Source organism: Marinobacter sp. LV10R510-11A, assembly GCF_900215155.1.
GTDB lineage: Bacteria > Pseudomonadota > Gammaproteobacteria > Pseudomonadales > Oleiphilaceae > Marinobacter.
In genome coordinates, this window is sequence record NZ_LT907980.1 from 83276 (window position 1) to 101726 (window position 18451).

An 18451-nucleotide genomic window follows, 5' to 3' on the forward strand; every position below is an offset into this window, starting at 1 on the left:
CCCTACATTTTGCTCATCAAAAACTGATGAATGACGCCGAATCCGTGCATGTAGTTCTGCAGTAAAACGCTGATATGGCTGTGCCCCATCAATTTTCGGGTGTGGATGAACAGATCGATCCGGTCTTGCCTCAGCGGTTGATCCTCACTCCACTGAAATAACTGGGTGAACCGTTTTTCTCCCTCGTCGCTAAATGCCGCATGCTGTTGCTCTAATAATTGATGTTTGAACTCCGGGTATTTAAGCGCGTAGGCTCGCAACATCAGCCAGGTCCCGAAACCATGCCGTAGGGTGTGCATGTCGTATTCCGGCCCCGCGTAGTACCGCAGCAGCCCAATCACCGCCGGAATAATCTCCTCACGCTTGAATCCCTCCACGTGGCCGTTGGGCCCGATAAAGGCCACCTTTTTCGGGTTTGACTTGTGTTTTCGGGCTGCGGCCAGGCGGGTGTCGAGGTACGCCAAAAACTGCTCGCATACCCTTGGCGGTGCGAGCAGGTGCAGTGGAATTTTGCGCCGCGCGGCCGGTGTTTTGCCCCGCCGGATCCACACGTAGATCTCCGGGCCACAGATTTCGATGTCATCCAGCGCCAGCGCGAGCATTTCCCCAGAGCGTAGCCCGCCGTAGAAGCCCAGCGTGAGCAGGGTGGTCACCAATGGGGCCTCTGGTTCCGCGCTGTGGGTGAGGGTGTATTGCAGTTGATCGAACTGAGCCAGTCCCAAGACACGGTTACGTCTTTTGGTCAGTGCGTAGTTCAGTTTCTCTTTTTCCAGAGTAGCTTCTTCCATCAGGCCATGGGCCTGACAGAATGACAAAAACTGGCCCAGTCGGTCTTGCCGATTCTGGCGGGTTGAGTCAGAGAGTTTGCGCCGGTTCATCACCCGTAACCGGACGCTTTCCACGTCCTCATCGTCCCAGTCTGAAAAATCAAAAGCGTATTCGTACTCTAGTACGCCGTTGATGATGATCTGGCTGAGATAGTCCTTGGCGGTGCTCACCGCAATTTCTCGGTGATGAAGTTTTGTGCCAATCCACAGTAGCGCCATATAGGCAGCGCCGGTGCGGGGCGCTATTTGTTCTGCCTGGCTCAGATACCGGGGGAGCATGGCTGCCAACGGTTTCAATTGACCCGGTGTCAACCGTTCCGGCCCGAACTGGTTGGTCAACGCCGTGGTGAACGCGCACAATAAAAATTTGGCGTCCTGTGCCCAGCTTGCACTGACGGTGTCGCAGATATCCTGTTCGGCCAGCGGAGTGCCGGTCAAGTTGGTCAGCGCTTCCCAGGGCGCACGTGAGTGATTGGGTGTAATGACTGCTGAGCGGGTAGCCGGCCAGTATCCAATGGCCAGGGAGGGCACCAAAAAATCGGCGAGGCCCGCTGGGGTATCGGCCGGCAGCGGCAGGTTCTCCAGCTGCCGGTAAAACACCGGCTCCATCCCCAGGGTCAGTGCTCTCAGCCGCAGGGCCCGGCTGAAATACGGCAATCGACGCATGAGCGTGTTCACGGGGCGTTGCTGGTTAGTCGCCCAAGCTGAGAAGCGCTCCGTGTGATGCTCAGTGAGTACCTTTTTGAGTTGATTAAATCGCCATTCATAGCGTTTCTGATCCGTTACCGTAGTGGGCTCAGGCCCGAGGCCGTGTATTGCCCATTGTTGATTGGGGCGGCGGCCGGCAACAAGTTTGTATTTGAGGTTGAATTTGGCCACGTGCTTGATCCGTTTACGCAGCCATGAGGGTAGTACGGTTTCATGCACGTAGTTGCCGGTCTCCAGATAATGCACCGGCGTGCGCAGTATTCGGTTCTGGTTGGGAGCTAGATCGCCCTGGCGCAGCCGGCTGACAATGCTGATGGCCGGCTCTAGGCCATAGCCGACCTCGACCAGGCCGTAAACCAGCGATAGCGCCGCGGTCTCGGCGGTTTTGGGTTTGACCAGGGCGGGGTGGGTGTCCTGCAGGTAGGCTCGTGCAATACCTTGAGCTTCCCATTGCCGCTCGTTGTCAGGCAGTACGCTGGGGCGCGTGGCTTTTACCGGCGCGGGTGGCATGGCGCAGCGGATCAGACCGGTTTGGTTGATTTTCTCCAGTGCCCGGCAGACCACACTGTGCTGGGAATCGGTGAGCCCGCCGGGGCGGTTACCGTTAATTTGCGCATGAATCTGTCTCAGGCATTTTTTGCACTGGCCAGGGGTGATCGCATCGGTGTCACCGGCCTCGTTGATCACCGCCTCCAGGGTTGCCCGTTTGAGGTCGACGTGGGTGCGCTCCCAGAATGCCGGGGCTACGCCGATAACGCTCTCAGGATAAATCATAAAACCCTCCGAAAACCCGCTCATCCAATGTGACTACTCGCAGACCCATCCGCTGGGCCCAGTCCTCGATAATTGGTGTCATAACGGTCAGCTGCGTGAAGCTGCCGGCGCTCTCCGACCCCCACCAGTCCCGTCCGGGATGTTTGTGCCCTAAAACTTCATCGACCACCGCATCGCTCAGCGAGGCTGAGAGCTCGGTGGAGGCCAGATGCCGAAACACGTTGCCTGCCATGGTCCAGACCTCGCCCAGTCCAAGCTCATCGATGGCCCGCTGCCACCGGCCCGGTGTCAGGCGGACGATCTTGACGACCTTTTTGGAGCGGGAAAGCTCGACGAAACAGGGCAGATCCGCGACGGCCGGCTCGGCGAGCTGGACGTCCAGGCCCAGTGTGCGAGCCAGCTCGGTCAGTTGGTCCAGAGCGTCGCGGCACTGCTCGCGCTGAGTCAGTAACAACCCACGTTGTTTCTTCATATCCTCTGGCGAGATCGCGCAAATCAGTTTGCGCTCGCGATAGCGGTGAGACGCTTTATCGGACACCCAGAGGCCCTCTGGGCTGAAGCCAATCGTGGTTTTATTGTTGAGCGCCCGACCGAGCGTGTGCAGCTGCAGAGCTAGAAAGTAATTGAGTTGCTGCAGGTTGATGAGCGCCAGCAGATCGCGGACTGGTTTGGTCTTGTAGGGGGTGTTCAACCGTTGGTGGGTCTGTTTGATCGCGTTGCGGATGGCGTAGACCACCGGTGCCAGTGCCTCGGGTGAGGCGTAGCGAATAGAGCCGAGAGTGCCCTCGGGACATACACCGATGACGGCGAGGTCGGCGAACGCCTCCGTCCCCGGGCCGGTCATCAGGCCCTCGGCGTCCCAATAGTCGCGCAGAGCAACCAAACACTCGGCAAATTTTGCATTCAGAACGGCAAGTTCGTGGGTGCGGTACGCGCTTGAGGCAATCTCGTTGAACCCCGTGGAGCCGCGCAGGGTAGCCGCCTCCAGAGTATTCAGACGCTCGGCCTGGAACGACACCGCGCTGGCTGCCCATTGTTTGAGCGTGCAGGGGTTGGCACCAAAGCGTTTTTTGATGTTTTTTCGCAGTTCCCGGTAACGTTTTTCCTGCGCCTGGAATGGTTTCTCGTTGCCAGAGGAGGCAATCAGCTCAACCAGGCCGGCAGGCAGAACCAGCTGCATGAGGTGGTTAGCCGGCAGCTCGGTACTGCCCACCGTATTCTGTAGGTCAGGTGTGGCGCCCAGATTCAGAACTCGATAGGTTAGCCGGTGGGTGATGGGATTGAGCACGATGTCCTCATTTTCGATCGGTGCGCCGGTGCCCACACGCAATACCGCGAGCCGTTCTGGCGCCATGCCCAGGCTCCAGGTCAGGAGCAAAAAACACGCTGTTAATGGCTCTTCCTCGACAAATTGTTCCAACCAGGTGGAGAGCTGCCGGCGAGAAAACCGCTGCATGTCACTGCGGCTGAGTGCGTTCTGGCCCGCCTGAACGTTGAGCAAGTTCCCATAACGTTTGCGGCGCTCGGAGGGCGAAAACTCCGGCGGTGCGTCGATTCTGACTGTCTCAATCTCCTCGCTGTCCACGCGCGCCTCCGGCTCTGCCGAGGCGGAACGTTGCGCCGGTTGTGTGGGTAGCTGGGGTGGGTCGTCGTTTGCCTCACCCAGCGCGTAGGCCAGTGACTGGCGCCGAGGAATTTTCTCCCGTGGCGGGGACGCTTTTAGGTCGGTGATTTCTTTGGGCAGCGGGTTGGCCGGGGTTGATTTGCGCTTGGAGGGCCGGACCTTGTCACTGGATTCGTCGGTCGTCTCCTGCTGGTTGCGCTTCACAGACGGCACGCCAAACGTCAACGTCTCATCGAGCAGGCGGTTGAGGACGCTCACCTTTTCATCGAGGTTGTTGACGCTGGCAATCGGGATCGGTAACGGCTCGTTGGTTTGCTCAGCGTGTTCGAACCAGGTTTGCAGCTTCGAGCATGCCTCGGCCACGGAATAATCGGCTAAGACCGTCTGAGAGCGCAGCACAAAAATCGTGACGTCCCGCGCATAATAGGTGTGCTGATAATACACCCCAGGACTCAGACGCTCGGGGTGATATCGTGCCCGCTGGCATAGGCCGAGGAAAAAACTCAGCCAGCGATCCGGTTCAACCTGAAGTCTAGACGCTGCGTCGGTCATTTTTTTGATGGCTGCGGCCACCGGATGTGACTGAACATAGCGGTTTGATGTCTCCAGCTGACCGGCCCGTTTGAGTTGCGCCAGAATCGAGGAAATTACGGCTTTACTGGGGCTAACTGCGGGTTTGTTTTTGCACAATGCCGTATACGCAGTTGCACACAGCGCAATACTCGTGCCGCTGGGGTGGGGGAGTGTATGTTCGATGAGAGCTTTCAGCTCGGACCGGTGTTGCTCGCTGCACCCCGCGGCCTGTAGACGCCGGTTCCAATCCTCAATGACCTCAGCCGGCAGAAGCGTCGCGGGCGTATCCTGTTTCTGATCCTTTTCCATATTTTTTCCTTTAATTCGCATGGCTATCGTTGCTGAGTTCTTTGAACTTCTTGGCCTTGCAGCCCCGAGCGGGGTTTGTATAGCCCAGAATCTTTTTGCGGTTATTGATGGTGGATTTTTCAACCCGCCTCCCGCACAGCTCCACCAGTTGTTTGGTGGTTATGGGCTGGTTGGGGCGCACCCTCAAAACGTGGTCTCTCAGCAACGCAGTGTCGTGGGTCTCTGCGAACGCGGCGTGAATGAGCGGGTCGATCTCACCGAAAAGTCGGGCGGGTTCCAGGATCTGGTAATACAACCTGGCCATCGGGAGAGCCGCTGGCTCTATGAGTCGGCAGACCAATACCCGGCTCTGCGGGTGCAGTCGGCTGAGGTTGTTGCTCATAGACACCTGCGGGGCGTTGAGCACCTCATGCTGCCTGTCGTCCGTTCGGTAGATGACCGGCAGGGTGAGGAGGCGTACCGGTGTGTCGAGCTGTTGGATGGTCCCCGTTGGACCCATCAGTTGGCTCAACTGAAGTAGTCGTTTGAGCAGGGTCGGCTCGATGCTGACCGCGGCCCAGTAATACTGGGCCAATTGCAGTTGGTGTTTTCGCATGACCTGAATCTCTTTTAATGCCGTTGCCACAGCAAATGGGATAAGCCCGGCCAAGCCGGAGCAAACCTCCACGTGGTGGCAACAAACACGAGAGGCTCAATGCAATTTGGATAACATTTTTGGATGCCCTTATTCAGGCGATTCGGGACAGGCGGAGACACACCGAAAAACGGTGATGTCTGGCCTTGGGCGTGGCGATTTGCCGACGCCTCGATTCGTATGGGTTGGGAAACGCACACACACGGGGAGACCCATCAAAAAATATGGGGCCCGGGCGGGGTATCACTTGAATTCACACTCTGACGGGGAGAGGCATTTGCCTGGTCAGAGCGGGTTAGCGGGGTTGGTAACGCCGCTTTTCTGAACTGTTGGATCCGAACCCTGAGGGTGGACCTCATACTATATTGCTGCTCCTGAGAAACGCCTAATGACGCTCATTGATCACGCAGTTGCCAGCTCCACTGCGTGGTAGTCGAATATTAAAACCGACTTCAATTACTATATATGGAAATAATGCGGCATTGCAACCCTTTGTTTTGGATGATGTTGTTGATGTAGTGTGTCGTCGTTACGTCTACTCCTTCTAGGAAAACCTGGATTGTCTGCGGGGCAGGGATTATAGCGTTTCCCGGAACCCGGACGGTTTCTACAATAAAGTGGATTAACATATTTTGGTTTGGTGATCGTCATTTTTATCAACGACATTTCGGCAGTTGGCAAAGACAAAAGGCGCGGCTTTGGCTTGTACAGGCCGCGGGAGTATAAAAGTTTGCCATGCTCGGTGAGGTAGGAGTGATCTGGAGGCGAGGCCTCGATTTTTACAGAAATTTCTAATGTTGTTTTTTCTTGTGGGGTGGAACTGGAGGCGTTGGTAAATCTGGGCGCCGGGATAAATTACATAACCGCTCCAACGATGGATTGTTGAGATCTAGCCTATATATAGCGTTAACAAGCCCTCGAAGGCCTATCGATTTAAGCTGTTTTTGAGTGGGGAGGAATCCCTCTGTCTGTTGTGAAACTCGCAGAACCTCTTCCCTGATTTTTGTGATATTCCATTGCGGTCGAGAAAGACATCGAATATTTTTATTAAATTCTGCGACGGCTGCATCAATGTTATTTGTTTTGTTCGTTATACCGCTGATTTTTGAAATCAGGATGGTTGTTTCAGATCAGTATGGCGCATCGGATGCAGATCTGAAATCAATGGCAGTAGCGGATGGATTGGATGCTTTTCTTAGGAAGATGTCCGCCTCAAACCTGAGTGGTCGTCAGTCCGTGCAGACTGGTTTCGAGGAAAATGCGGATGTGGTTGGCCCCAGTTTCAATTGAGCCGTTAGCGGTGGTGTCAACAAGCCTCGGTCGCGAAGCGAAGTTGGATCTTCTGGTCAGCGCTGCGATTGAAACCAGTGTGATTGAGGGGGAGGTGCTGAATCGCGAGGATGTACGCAGGTTATGCTAGGTTAAAAGAATGTTCTGGAGGAATACATGAGCTTTAAGCGCATCACCGAAGAGGAGTTGCTCAAAGGCCTCGACGCACATACAGCTCACGCTGATGAGTTGGCCAATCCCTTGGCTAATGAAATGACACCTCCTGAACACCTCGAAATACAGCTTACGAATCAGCATGGCGTTGTGGCTTTGCGCTGGATTATCGAAAATCAGCAACAGTTTGGTTTGAGCATTCAGGACGTTCAAAAGCTGACAGGGGCAAAATCGGTACAAAACATTCATGCATGGCTCTCTGAAATAGAGCTCGTACCTGAAGGGTCTATAAGACGACTAGGTCTATTGCTTGGAATCTATAGAGGCTTGGTGGAAGCCACACCTTCAGGGCAAGAAAAGCTCGCTTTCGATTGGTTTCAGCGCAAGTCACATCTGTTTGCGGAGTTTCCGGGGCAATCTATCCGCGACTATGTGTTGGACAACCCGACCGAAAAGGTGCTCAAGACCGTCTGTTCTAGAATTCGGAGTTTATCCAGATAGCGCTCCGACAGCGACGTCCATTAATAGCGCTGAACGATAGTTTGCACATCGAGATTGCTCAGAGTTTTCTATATCAGGCTCTTTAAAGAGGTCGTTTGAGCAAAGTGAGCCGCGCATCCTACGTTTGAACGCGCAGCGTCATGCGCTAGTTAAGCGGCTGGCCCAGCTGGCCGGGTTTATCCTGGTTCTGAATATAACGGAGAAGTGTTTGGATGTTTGCTCGGCCGCCAACGCTAATAAGGGCGTAGGCGGGGCTCCAAAAGTAAGGCTTCCAGTAATAAGGCGCCAATGCCTGGGAATATTCTTTTCGCATTCTCCTGGCGGATACGGATTTCACGTTTTTCACCAGATCCGATGGTTTAATTGTGGGGTGGACCTCAATCAGCAAATGGACGTGATCCGCCTCCCCGCCAAACTCTATGCACTGGCATCCCCATTTTGCGAGGGTGTCGGTCATGATTTCTTCGAGTCGGTCCAGCATCCCGGAAGACAGGCATTTATGCCGATACTTCATTGAAAGTACCAAATGAAAATAAATCCTGTAAGCGCTGTGGTTCGTCGTTTTCAGGGTTGCATCTTCCAAAAGATCACCTATTATATAATTTATGAGAAACGTGATTATACGCACCGATAAATGGCCCTTGCAAACCACTCAGCAGCAGCTGGACTACGTCCGACTGACGCAGGTGGCATATCGGTCTTATTGTCGTGCGTTATCGATCGTGGTGCTCAACAACTGGCCCGCACTGTGCCAGGCGCAGAGCTTTTCGGCAGCGGTCGAGCGGTTGATTCATCCAACTGCAAAGAATCCTTCCCCGCGGCACACCTACTTCTCAAAACGGTTCTATAAATTCCCAAGCTACCTGCGCCGGGCGGCCATCGAGTTCGTCAAAGGTCAGGTGTCCAGCTATTTGACCCGCTACGGCCAGTGGCTCGACGGCGATCGCCGGCGGGCCGACGCCAGGCCACCCATGTTCACCCCAGACTCTGGATGCTATCCAAGCCTGTATCGCGGTCAGATGGTCAGGTTTGATGAGGACTGCAAGTCCGTTGACATCAAGCTATGGGATGGCCGTGAGTGGCTTTGGCATAAAATGTCGGTCAAATCTGTCCGCCAGCGGCATTTGCAGGGTAAAACCAAATCACCGGCGCTGATTCTCGCCAGAGGTCATTGCCACCTATCGGTGCCCGTCGAGATTCGACGAGTACGATTGCCCGATGAGAAACGAGTTTGCTCGGTGGACGTCGGAATCAATACGTTAGCCACCGCCAGCATTATCACCTCCAACGGCACTGTCGTGGCGCGCAGATTTCTGCACCCCGCCGCGGACATAGACCGTCGTGATAAGCGCAGCCGGCTGATCAGCAAGAAGGCCCGTAAAACCGGAAACCTGTCAAAAGGGTTCTGCAAAGGGGTTTACCGGAAAATCGGGAACATCAATAAACAGATCGCACAGATTACCTCGAAAGAGCTGGTGACATTTGCGCTGGCCCACGGGGCCGACGTCATTGTGTTCGAAGATCTGAAGGGCTGGCGACCCAAGGCCGGAAGGAAACGCTCCCCGTTACGACAACGCTTCCACGGCTGGCTGCATCGCAGCCTGGCAACACTGACCGAGGAGAAGTTTGTCGAGGCTGGAGGTCGAGTGGCTCACGTCTACGCCCGCGGAACATCGTCCTGGGCTTTTGATGGTAGCGGTAAACTCCGCCGCGACAAAAGCAATGCGACCCAGGCTACCTTTTCCACTGGCAAACGATACAACGCTGACCTGAACGCCAGCTACAACATTGGGGCCCGATACTGGGCCTGGAAGCATACACTGACCCGCTGCAAAGACGGGCAGTTACTGGGAGACAGAAGCTCCTCCGGTAAACCGAGAATGCCGGTCACACTCTCAACGCTTTGGCCACGAGAGTCTGAAGCCCCTTATCAATGCCCAGCATGATGAGGGGGAGTATTCACAGGCCGTCGACGTTTGTGAGGTTTTGTTTGTTAAATGCGGAGATGAGCTGGGAAAAATGCTTTGGAAATCTATCCATTAGGAGGTTGTTGGGATTCGTTTTGCCCGCCCTGACTTTCTCTGATCGATTTTCCTCATAACAGTGAGGGCAGCCATATCGGCTTCTGTTATTGGCGGTTGTAGGCCAGAAATGGTCAGGATTTGTTTCGCAGATCCACTCAAAATACAGCTTTGAACCTGGCAGGATGTCGTTCAGTTGCAGCGTCTTGGCACCAGGATGAAGACATCGAGTGGCACGTTTGGTTGGGTATTTTTCAGCAAACGTTTTTTTCCCGCGAGCGGTCGCCTTTCTCCGGTGAACCGACGCGGCGGTAATCAATTCGTAAGACATAGACTCCTTTTTTGCAAAGGTAAGCCAGCTGGGTGGAAGTACCCGAGCAATGAAGGAGCTGGTTGAGCGTTTTGTCGGGCGGTAGCTTTTGGATCGCAAGTGACTTTGATTCGAGCATAGTCTATATTTTAGGTTCTTGGAGAACCTCGGAGAATTAATATGAGCTTAAAAGCGACATCCGTACGACTTGATGACAAAACGTTAGCGAGAGTGGGTCAAATGGCTGAAGCAATGGATAGGCCGCGCGCGTGGTTGATGGCGGAAGCCATCAAGCAATATGTTGCACGAGAAGAATGGTTTATTCGTGAAGTGGAGCAAGGCGTGAAGTCGGCCGATGAAGGGCGACTGGTCAGCCATAGCGATATCAAGGCCAAATGGGAGGCCAGACGTGCGGCTCAAATGGACTGATCTTGCCGACATCGATTTGGAAAAGATTGAAGCGTATATTGCCAATGAAAACAGCTCCCTGGTTGCTATCGATGTGGTGATGGACATCATCGATAGCGTTTATCTGATCTTGCCCGATCATCCCGGCGCCGGACGTCAGGGAAGGTTAAAGAGTACGCGAGAGCTGGTTATTGATGGTTTGCCATTTATCGTGATCTACCGGGAAGATACGCGCGCGAATTGCATTCAAATCCTGCGCGTTCTTCACATGACTTCCAGCAGTGGCCGTCAGTCTGAATAATGTGTTCCAGACAGGGTCTGACGGGTTGGTTCGGGCGGTGTGGTTGTTGTTTGTGGGTCATGCTTTTGTTGGGTTGCGCTGCCGCCTGGTTGGCAACCCAACCCAAGTAGTTCATGATGCGGTACTGCTCACACAACACAGAATGCTATGAAACTCAAATACTTCACCCTCGAAAATTTCCGCGCCTGCGAACGACTGGACGTTCAGTTTGGCAGCCGCCTCACAGTTCTTCTGGGCAACAACGGAAGCGGTAAAACCTCTGTGCTGGATGGTATTGCTATTGGTTTGGGGGCGGCACTCACCCACTTGCCTGCGGTGGCGGGGATAACGTTCAAAGAAAATGGCGATATTCGTCAAGTCGATAATGTTGCAGCGCCTTATGCTCGGATAGCGCTCACAACGGAAGATGGCCTGAAATGGGACAGAATAAAGCGTCGAGACAGGAGCAAAGCCACAGCGAAAGCCACATCAGCATCGATTGGTTTAAAGGCCTTGGAAGCCTATCTGGACCATAACGTTATAGATAGACTCAATGCGGGCGAAGAATACGAGTTGCCTATGATGGCTTATTACGGTGTTAGCCGGGCGGTATTGCAGGTACCGCTGCGCCGCAAAGGCTTTCCGAAATCCCATACGCGAATGGAAGCTCTAAAGCAGGCACTTGAGGCGCAAAGCAGCTTCAAATCTGCCTTCATTTGGTTTTATAACAAGGAAAACGAAGAACACCGCCTACAAAAAGAAAAGCGTAGCTTTGATGTCACGCTGAAAGAGCTGGATGCCGTTCGTACCGCAATCCATTCGATATTTCCGGACATTAGCAATCCCCATATCGAAGTGAACCCGTTACGGTTTGCGGTAACCATTAGCGGCGAAACGCTGGACCTAATGCAGTTGAGTGACGGCTACAAAACTTTGCTGGGCCTGGTGATTGATCTAAGCATAAGAATGGGCCTGGCCAACCCGCACCTGGATGACCCCCTTACGGCGGAAGCGATAGTGATGATTGATGAGGTGGACCTGCACCTTCACCCATCCTGGCAGCGGCGAGTGTTGGGAGATTTATTGCGCACATTCTCTAACACGCAGTTTATATTGACGACCCACAGTCCTTTTGTTGTTGAAACGCTGAATAACCACTTGAAACGCCAACAGCTTGGCCTTGCTTTAACCGGTGACGATGAGATAGACCGCGTACTTCCTCTGGCAGCGAGCGATGTGCGGGCATACCGGATGCAAAGCAGTAACAGCCAATCACTTATTGATGCGGAGACTGGTTTAATAGATAACACGCTGCTGCAGTACTTTAACGAAATTAATATGCTTTACGACAAAATGCGTGATATTGAGTGGGATCAAAAGGATGATTGATGTTAGTCCGTACCAGCGCTGCGAATGCTTGCGTATGGATAACCACTACCCAGTTTGCCAGTCGGAACTTAGCCTTGAAGAGAAAGGCAAGAAAGTGACGCTGAGCCTCAGGCGCGGCGAGGAAGCCAAGGCGATGGTAATGGATGGCTGTGTATTGACGGACAATCATACGAAGTGCGACGCACTGTATCTGTTCAAAGGTCACGGTAAGAAAGTAGCGGCGTTGGTAGAACTCAAGGGCGCCGGCGACATCGTTCATGCCTTTGAACAATTGGCCTACACAAGAAAGAATCGGGTGGAATACCAGCATTTTAAGCAGAACCTGGAGCAGTCTGGCCCAGGGCAGCTGAAAGAAATGGCGTTTATTGTAACCAATGGAATGTTGTCAAAACCCGCGAGAGAAAAGCTGGAAAACCAGCATGGTATTCGTGTGAATGAAGTATTAGAGTCTGAAGCTACCCGCAAGGTTCCGGATTTGCGGGAGTATTTCTGAACTTTCTTCTAGGCTGACCTCCAGTCTCGGATACGTCGTTGCACTTGAACCATCATCAGTGCCAACCAAAGCATGAACCAACTGATTTTGAGTTAACACAGAAGTCAGGATGCTTTAGAAGACCACTACAGATGTGGAACTTCGTGGGCATCGGAAATCTTTGCCCAGTGGGTGATTCTTCGTTTGTTCCCATCCCAAAAGTATCTCAGGTTCTCGCTTTGCACGGGAGCACATAGAGCAATAGGCCTGAATGCGGCAAGGCACTCGTAACCCGGGCGGCGAAATGAGTTGTAGAGTAGTCCGTCAGATTCGTTAGCACGACACGAAGCGGCAAAAGCTTGGCCGGCGGAGTAGTCATCACCGGGCTTGAGCCCGGACCCACTAAACGGTCTTCCGGGGCGACAAACTGCAAATCCCCAGCTTCATCGAGCAGGTGGTCATTGGTCATGGCCTTGATCTCAAAAGCGATGGCCAGCTCTTCGGGGGTATCGTAGACACGTTCGAAGAGGTCGATCGGAGGGTAGTGGCTGGGAATGATGCGCTCCAGCGTGTCACGAGAGAGCTTGGTGTAGGGCAGCTTTTGATACTTGGCAAGGGTGCTTCTGGAGATGCCGCCAAGAATCTCGTTAGCATAAAAACACAAATCGAGTATGGCTATATGCCCATACTATCGTTATAATTTCCTTATGGCCAAATCAAACTTTGAGTGGGAAGAACCTCGAAAATCAAGAAAAGCACGGCGTATCGTTTTACGATGCTCAGCATGCATTCAAGGATGAGCGACGTGTTATCGCCGAAGATGCTGTGCATAGCCAAGATGAAAAACGTTATTTTTGTTTTGGTTTAAATCAAGAAAATTCAGGTATTTTAACTGTTCGTTTTACTTATTGAAATAAGCAGATCAGAATTATTGGTGCTGGTTACTGGAGAAAAGGGAGAAAATTATATGAACAAGCAAATTCAATACACTGATGAGCCAATTGGTGAATTAAGACTTGTTGCTGACTTCTTGTCTTCACCTGAAGAGCTGAAATTAAAAAGTGAAAATACTAAAGTAACTATTTCATTAAGTTCCGAGAGTGTTGCATATTTTAAGCATGCCGCCAAAACTAATCACATGCAGTATCAAAAAATGATTCGTGAGTTACTGGATGAGTATGTAGCACATCAAAAAAATGCTAACAAGTAACACCAACGGACTCCTTGACATCCTCACCGTCCCTTCAGGGCGGTGAGGATAGAAGAAGCGCTTTATCATAACTGAATGAGAGGCCCGGGCGGTGTTCAACGTTGCAGGCAACAAGTACCGCGTCGTGGCGGCCATTGATTATGAGAAACAGATAGCCTGAATAAGGTTCGTCGGTACGCACCCCCAGTACGATCAAATAGATGCGGAGACCGTGTGATGGATATTAAACTTATTCGTGACGAAGACGGCCTTCAAAGGGCTTTTGCGCGGATGGAAGAGCTGTGGGGAGCCAGGACAGAAACGGATGCAGGCGATGAGCTGGAACTTTTAAGTATGGTGATAGAGAAGTACGAAGATCAGCATTATGAGATGCCGGCGTCAGATCCGATCGAGGCTATCCGCTTCCGCATGGACCAGGACGGCCTCACCCAGCGTGATCTGGAGGTTTATATTGGCCCTAGCGGCCGTGTTTCAGAGGTTCTGAACAAGAAGCGCCCCCTTACCATGGGCATGGTCAAGCGCCTCCACAATGGCTTGAATATTCCTTATGAGAGCCTTTTGGCTGACTGACGGCTCACCAGTAACCAAAGGGGCCTGGCCTTCAAAGAAAACTGCCCAGACCTGCGCAACACCAAAGTAGTGGGCTTGATCAAAGAGCTGGGTGAATTCGGCTGCTAGGTAGACGCCACCGACAGCTGGGCCAACAACGAGGATAGGGGACAGATTTCAAATCTGTCTCTGGTTTGCCAGCTCCATTCGCGTGGCCGAAGCGGCCAAGGTGATTGAAAACACCCAGCGGGATTTGAACATTGCGCTGATGAACGAGCTGTCGATGATTTTTGGACGGCTGGGTATCGACACCCACGAAGTGCTGGCCGCAGCCGGCACCAAGTGGAACTTTATGCCGTTTAAGCCGGGCCTGGTGGGCGGGCATTGCATTGGGGTAGACCCGTACTATTTGACGCACAAGGCGCAAGCCATTGGCTACCACCCGAAAATCATCCTGGCCGGTCGCCGGGTGAACGATGGCATGGGGCCGCACGTTGCCGCCGAGCTGGTTAAAAAGATGATCAAAGCGGGCCACACCGTCGCCCACGCCCGGGTGTTGGGTTTCACCTTCAAGGAGAACTGCCCGGATTTGCGCAATACTCGGGTGATTGACGTGGTGCGGGAGCTGAAAGAGTTTGGCTGCTCGGTGGATGTGTCAGACCCTTGGGTAAACAGTGAAGAAACCGAGCGCGAGTACGGTATTTCGCTGACCGAGGCTGCGAGCAATGGGGACTACGATGCGCTGATACTGGCGGTGCCCCACAACGAGTATTTGGGTATGACGGCCGGCGATTTCCGCGCTTACCTCAAAGATGAAGGCGTTCTGTTTGACCTTAAGGGAGTCTTGCCATTGGGTGCGGCGGATTTGAGGTTGTAGGGAGTGCTAGACCGGGGACAGATTTGAAATCTGTCCCCAATGCTGGGATGAAGGGGACGGATTTCAAATCCGTCCCCTTTCCCATCCATTTCCCGCATTCGCCCTACGCCTTGGTCGGTGTGGGTACCCTGCGAGAAAAGGGTGAAGTTTTGGGATTGGCAAGCCCATATTTGCGGCGCTTTTTTCTTCAATAATGGTCTATTTAGTGTTTTTAAACATATACTTACGAAAAAATATATATTTATTAGTGTCGTATTCTTTTGACAGCCTCACTATTATTGATTATAAATAAGTAAAGTCATGAACCGCTTGGGGCGTCACGATGATACGTACACCTACTCTTGAATTCAGAATTCGCGAGAAAATTCGGAAAAGTCGGCGAATCGTGTTCCTAAGGTCCGATTTTAAAGCTTTAGGCGACTACGATCAGATTGGCCGCGCTTTGAGGGGGCTCGAAGCACGAGGGCGACTCGCTCGAATTGGCCAGGGTCTCTACGCAAAGGCGCGCCCTAACCGGATTACGGGCAAAACAATGCTGGCGGCTCCCGGCGGATTCGATCAGGTTTCTAAAGAGGCTTTAAGCCGTTTGGGCGTTCGCTGGGAGCCGACCGGGGCCGAGCGGGACTACCAATCTGGGTCTACCCAGATTCCGGCGCGGGTAACTGTTCGCGTTTACGGCGACTTCAGTCGCAGCATTTTTTACGGAAATTACCGCCTAATGGTTGAGGCGGTCGCTGCATGAGTTTAGATACCTCGCTGTTGGCGGATGTTGCAGACGCGCTTGGTATTGAGCGGCCTGCAATTGTTGAGAAAGACTATTACGCGGTTCAATTGCTGAAGCTCTTGGCAACGATAAAACCGATAGAGTTTGACCTAGTCTTCGCTGGCGGAACCAGTTTGGCAAAAGCCCACCAGAACACTTATCGGATGTCGGAAGATATCGACATTAAGTTGGTGCCGAAGGCATCGGAAACAGGCGGGATGTCTCGTGGCGCGCTGAGGGTCGCTAGTAAAGCGACTCTTAAAATGATTGAGGAAAAGCTCGAAGCATCGGAACAATTTGTCATCGAATCTGGAGGTATCAAGAAGCGGAATGAATATCGGTATGCAGAGTTCCTGATTGCCTACCCCCAGACACAGGTTACGATTCCTGCCCTGAGGCCGCACCTTAAACTCGATGTGACTCAGTCATCTTTGATGCAACCTCCGATAAACACTGCGCTCCGGTCTCTGTACGCTGAAGCGTTGAATCAATCCGCAGAAGTATCTGATTTTCCATCGGTTGATATCCAGTCTACCGCCAGTGAAAAACTCGTCGCTTTGCTCCGTCGAACGGCTTATGCGGATCGCGACTCATCCCGTAAAGATGACAAAACGCTGATTCGGCATGTCTACGACCTTCACTTAATCTTTAAGTCTGGCTGTGACCTGAAACCCATTGAGTCGTTGATTCAAATAGTGATGAAAACAGACGCTGAGCATTTCGGGCGTCAGCATGTGGAATTTCTGACTGACCCTAGGGCTGAGATGCTGCATGGGCTGGCGTGCTTACAGAGAGAGCCCATCCACAAAGAACGATACGAAGCGTTCATTGGGCCTCTGGTTTATCACGAGTCGCCCGTGCAGTGGGACGAAGCGTTGCAGACGTTGACGGACCTGACCCATCAAGTGTTGTGGGTAGAAGCCTAAACCGGGGACGGATTTCAAATCCGTCCCCAAGTTACCCCGGTGCCACCGAAGAGGTGTGTGTGCCTGTGCTGGAGCGGGTGTCTGGCCTGCGCTTTAACCAGGACTTTTATGCGGGCTACAGCCCGGAGCGGATTAATCCGGGTGATAAGGAGCACCGGATAACCACCATTATGAAGGTAACCTCCGGCTCTACTCCGGCGGTGGCCGATGAGGTGGACGCCCTGTACGCCGACGTGATCCAAGTTAGGGGAAGGATTTGAAATCCGTCCCCGGTTTGCCAGCTCCGTTTGCGTGGCCGAAGCGGCCAAGGTGACTGAAAACACCCAGCGAGATTTGAACATTGCGCTAATGAACGAGCTGTCGATGATTTTTGGCCGATTGGGCATCGACACCCACGAAGTACTGGCCGCAGCCGGCACCAAGTGGAACTTTATGCCGTTCAAACCTGGCCTGGTGGGCGGGCATTGCATTGGGGTAGACCCGTACTATTTGACGCACAAGGCGCAAGCCATTGGCTACCACCCGGAAATCATCCTGGCCGGTCGCCGGGTGAACGATGGCATGGGGCAGCACGTCGCCGCCGAGCTGGTTAAAAAGATGATCAAAGCGGGCCACACCGTCGCCCACGCCCGGGTGTTGGTGTTGGGTTTCACCTTCAAGGAGAACTGCCCGGATTTACGCAACACCCGGGTGATTGACGTGGTGCGGGAGCTGAAAGAGTTTGGCTGTTCGGTGGATGTGTCAGACCCTTGGGTAAGCAGTGAAGACGCCGAGCGCGAGTACGGTATTTCGCTGACCGAGGCTGCGAGCAATAAGGACTACGATGCGCTGATACTGGCGGTGCCTCACAATGAGTACTTGGGTATGACGGCAGGCGATTTCCGCGCTTACCTCAAAGATGAAGGCGTTCTGTTTGACCTTAAGGGCGTGTTGCCATTGGGCGCGGCTGATTTGAGGTTGTAAGGGGAGTAGTGGGGAAGGGGACGGATTTCAAATCCGTCCCCGGTTTAGCCATGATGAACAGGGACAGATTTGAAATCTGTCCCTGTTCTAGCCATCCCTGGTTTGCCCCACAACACCCAAGCCATCGCCCTTTCCTATGCATGATTTGTACGTAGTACAGTAAATTCTTGCTTGATAGGGAGATCACAGTGCATGGCCATGAATCATCACGACACCGGTTACAAAGAACTGTTCAGCTATCCGGAATTCGTCCAGCAGCTGGTTGAAGGCTTTGCGCCGACTGAGATTGCGCAGCTGATGGACTTTAGTACGCTCAAGAACCGCGTATTCGGTGTTGAAAACGCCGGCCACAGCTGGGAAGCCCTGCAGCAGGCGGTGGATCGGGTTGTTAAGATTATTGAAGCCGACCCGAACAAAGAGCGGGTGGATAAAATCATCACCCGCTGGATCAAGCGCCATTTGAGCCGTTTGGGCGCAGAAGTAGGGTTAGAGCGGCTGAACAGTCTGGTGGAGGACAGAGATATGTTGGCAGAGAACTTGGAAAATCTGGTTAAGAAAGAGCGATTAGAGGGCGCTAAAGCAGCCCAACAGGAAGTAGCTCGTAACTTGATTGCACGAACAGAAATGAATGACCAAATGATCGCAGAGGTTGCCGGTCTTGAGGTGGCTGAAGTGAGCGATATGCGCTCGCAAGTTAAGCACTGATTCAGGGTGATGGATCGCTAGATACGAAAAAGGCAGCCTGCGGGCTGCCTTTTGTGTCTTGACGCGGAGGTAGACGCTTAAACCGGGGACGGATTTGAAATCTTTCCCCAGACTGGGACTGAGGGGACTAAAATCCATTGCGCACATCCGTGCCTTGGTGCTGACGCGTGATTTGTGCTGTTACT

Annotated in this window: 18 protein-coding genes and 4 pseudogenes; 16 read left to right on the forward strand and 6 right to left on the reverse strand. The window is 53.1% G+C overall.

Annotated elements, in window-relative coordinates; all coding sequences use genetic code 11:
- Window positions 1–2: 2 nt before the first annotated feature.
- From CPH80_RS00455 to CPH80_RS00465, 3 genes are read right to left on the reverse strand one after another with little or no spacing between them, the layout of a single operon-like run.
- Entirely contained in the window at window positions 3–2309 is a 2307-nt protein-coding gene (locus CPH80_RS00455) for a tyrosine-type recombinase/integrase (RefSeq protein WP_157746819.1), read from the reverse strand.
- A complete protein-coding gene (locus CPH80_RS00460) occupies window positions 2296–4815 on the reverse strand; it encodes a hypothetical protein (RefSeq protein WP_096275127.1) in 2520 nt (839 codons plus the stop codon). Before CPH80_RS00460 ends, CPH80_RS00455 begins: the two co-directional genes overlap by 14 nt.
- A gap of 10 nt (window positions 4816–4825) precedes the next feature.
- Window positions 4826–5410 (reverse strand): hypothetical protein, encoded by a 585-nt coding sequence (locus CPH80_RS00465; protein ID WP_096275128.1) that lies wholly within the window; start codon window positions 5408–5410, stop codon window positions 4826–4828.
- Window positions 5411–6713: 1303 nt separating this feature from the next.
- Here CPH80_RS00465 and CPH80_RS21455 point away from each other — a divergent pair.
- Both CPH80_RS21455 and CPH80_RS00475 read left to right on the forward strand, forming a co-directional pair.
- Window positions 6714–6869, forward strand: a complete 156-nt coding sequence (locus CPH80_RS21455) for a DUF4172 domain-containing protein (RefSeq protein WP_157746821.1) — start codon at window positions 6714–6716, stop codon at window positions 6867–6869.
- Between the two features lie 26 nt (window positions 6870–6895).
- A complete protein-coding gene (locus CPH80_RS00475; RefSeq protein WP_096275130.1) occupies window positions 6896–7393 on the forward strand; it encodes a hypothetical protein in 498 nt (165 codons plus the stop codon).
- Between the two features lie 145 nt (window positions 7394–7538).
- On the opposite strand, the gene tnpA is transcribed toward CPH80_RS00475, so the two are convergent.
- On the reverse strand, window positions 7539–7976 hold the full coding sequence (tnpA, locus tag CPH80_RS00480; protein WP_096275131.1) for an IS200/IS605 family transposase: 438 nt from the start codon (window positions 7974–7976) through the stop codon (window positions 7539–7541).
- Between the two features lie 31 nt (window positions 7977–8007).
- Between tnpA and CPH80_RS00485 the strand changes: the two genes are divergently transcribed.
- Window positions 8008–9339: a transposase gene (locus CPH80_RS00485; protein ID WP_197703583.1), complete on the forward strand. Its 1332-nt coding sequence runs from the start codon at window positions 8008–8010 to the stop codon at window positions 9337–9339.
- Window positions 9340–9352: 13 nt separating this feature from the next.
- Here CPH80_RS00485 and CPH80_RS00490 read toward each other — a convergent pair whose 3' ends face one another.
- Window positions 9353–9745, reverse strand: a complete 393-nt coding sequence (locus tag CPH80_RS00490; protein ID WP_096275133.1) for a zinc-ribbon domain-containing protein — start codon at window positions 9743–9745, stop codon at window positions 9353–9355.
- Window positions 9746–9904: 159 nt separating this feature from the next.
- Here CPH80_RS00490 and CPH80_RS00495 point away from each other — a divergent pair, with 159 nt between their 5' ends.
- The 4 genes from CPH80_RS00495 to CPH80_RS00510 all read left to right on the forward strand — a co-directional run bounded on the left by CPH80_RS00495 (window position 9905) and on the right by CPH80_RS00510 (window position 12294).
- Window positions 9905–10153: a CopG family ribbon-helix-helix protein gene (locus tag CPH80_RS00495; protein WP_096275134.1), complete on the forward strand. Its 249-nt coding sequence runs from the start codon at window positions 9905–9907 to the stop codon at window positions 10151–10153.
- On the forward strand, window positions 10134–10433 hold the full coding sequence (locus CPH80_RS00500; protein ID WP_157746823.1) for a type II toxin-antitoxin system RelE/ParE family toxin: 300 nt from the start codon (window positions 10134–10136) through the stop codon (window positions 10431–10433). Before CPH80_RS00495 ends, CPH80_RS00500 begins: the two co-directional genes overlap by 20 nt.
- Window positions 10434–10580: 147 nt before the next feature.
- Window positions 10581–11801 carry an AAA family ATPase gene (locus CPH80_RS00505; RefSeq protein WP_096275135.1) on the forward strand — a complete coding sequence of 407 codons (1221 nt, stop codon included), beginning with the start codon at window positions 10581–10583 and terminating at the stop codon, window positions 11799–11801.
- On the forward strand, window positions 11794–12294 hold the full coding sequence (locus CPH80_RS00510; RefSeq protein WP_096275136.1) for a hypothetical protein: 501 nt from the start codon (window positions 11794–11796) through the stop codon (window positions 12292–12294). The genes CPH80_RS00505 and CPH80_RS00510 overlap by 8 nt, the downstream gene beginning before the upstream one ends.
- Before the next feature lie 125 nt (window positions 12295–12419).
- Here the strand turns inward: CPH80_RS00510 and CPH80_RS23100 are convergent.
- A pseudogene (locus CPH80_RS23100) lies at window positions 12420–12602 on the reverse strand (RES domain-containing protein); the annotation flags it as partial.
- 394 nt (window positions 12603–12996) lie between these two features.
- Here CPH80_RS23100 and CPH80_RS00520 point away from each other — a divergent pair.
- The 9 genes and pseudogenes from CPH80_RS00520 (at window position 12997) to CPH80_RS00560 (ending at window position 18266) form a co-directional block, all read left to right on the forward strand.
- Entirely contained in the window at window positions 12997–13185 is a 189-nt protein-coding gene (locus CPH80_RS00520) for a BrnT family toxin (RefSeq protein ID WP_197703584.1), read from the forward strand.
- A 55-nt stretch (window positions 13186–13240) separates the two neighbouring features.
- Entirely contained in the window at window positions 13241–13483 is a 243-nt protein-coding gene (locus CPH80_RS00525) for a BrnA antitoxin family protein (RefSeq protein WP_096275137.1), read from the forward strand.
- An 85-nt stretch (window positions 13484–13568) separates the two neighbouring features.
- Window positions 13569–13643: pseudogene (locus CPH80_RS00530) on the forward strand (type II toxin-antitoxin system HigB family toxin); the annotation flags it as partial.
- Between the two features lie 56 nt (window positions 13644–13699).
- Window positions 13700–14053 (forward strand): helix-turn-helix domain-containing protein, encoded by a 354-nt coding sequence (locus CPH80_RS00535; RefSeq protein WP_096275138.1) that lies wholly within the window; start codon window positions 13700–13702, stop codon window positions 14051–14053.
- A gap of 175 nt (window positions 14054–14228) precedes the next feature.
- Window positions 14229–14909, forward strand: a pseudogene (locus CPH80_RS00540) (nucleotide sugar dehydrogenase); the annotation flags it as partial.
- Between the two features lie 322 nt (window positions 14910–15231).
- A complete protein-coding gene (locus CPH80_RS00545) occupies window positions 15232–15651 on the forward strand; it encodes a DUF6088 family protein (protein WP_227520297.1) in 420 nt (139 codons plus the stop codon).
- Window positions 15648–16598 carry a nucleotidyl transferase AbiEii/AbiGii toxin family protein gene (locus CPH80_RS00550; RefSeq protein WP_096275139.1) on the forward strand — a complete coding sequence of 317 codons (951 nt, stop codon included), beginning with the start codon at window positions 15648–15650 and terminating at the stop codon, window positions 16596–16598. Before CPH80_RS00545 ends, CPH80_RS00550 begins: the two co-directional genes overlap by 4 nt.
- Window positions 16574–17561, forward strand: a pseudogene (locus tag CPH80_RS00555) (nucleotide sugar dehydrogenase); the annotation flags it as partial. The gene CPH80_RS00550 and the pseudogene CPH80_RS00555, both read left to right, overlap by 25 nt.
- Window positions 17562–17753: 192 nt before the next feature.
- Window positions 17754–18266 (forward strand): hypothetical protein, encoded by a 513-nt coding sequence (locus CPH80_RS00560; protein ID WP_096275140.1) that lies wholly within the window; start codon window positions 17754–17756, stop codon window positions 18264–18266.
- The last annotated feature ends 185 nt before the right edge of the window (window positions 18267–18451 follow it).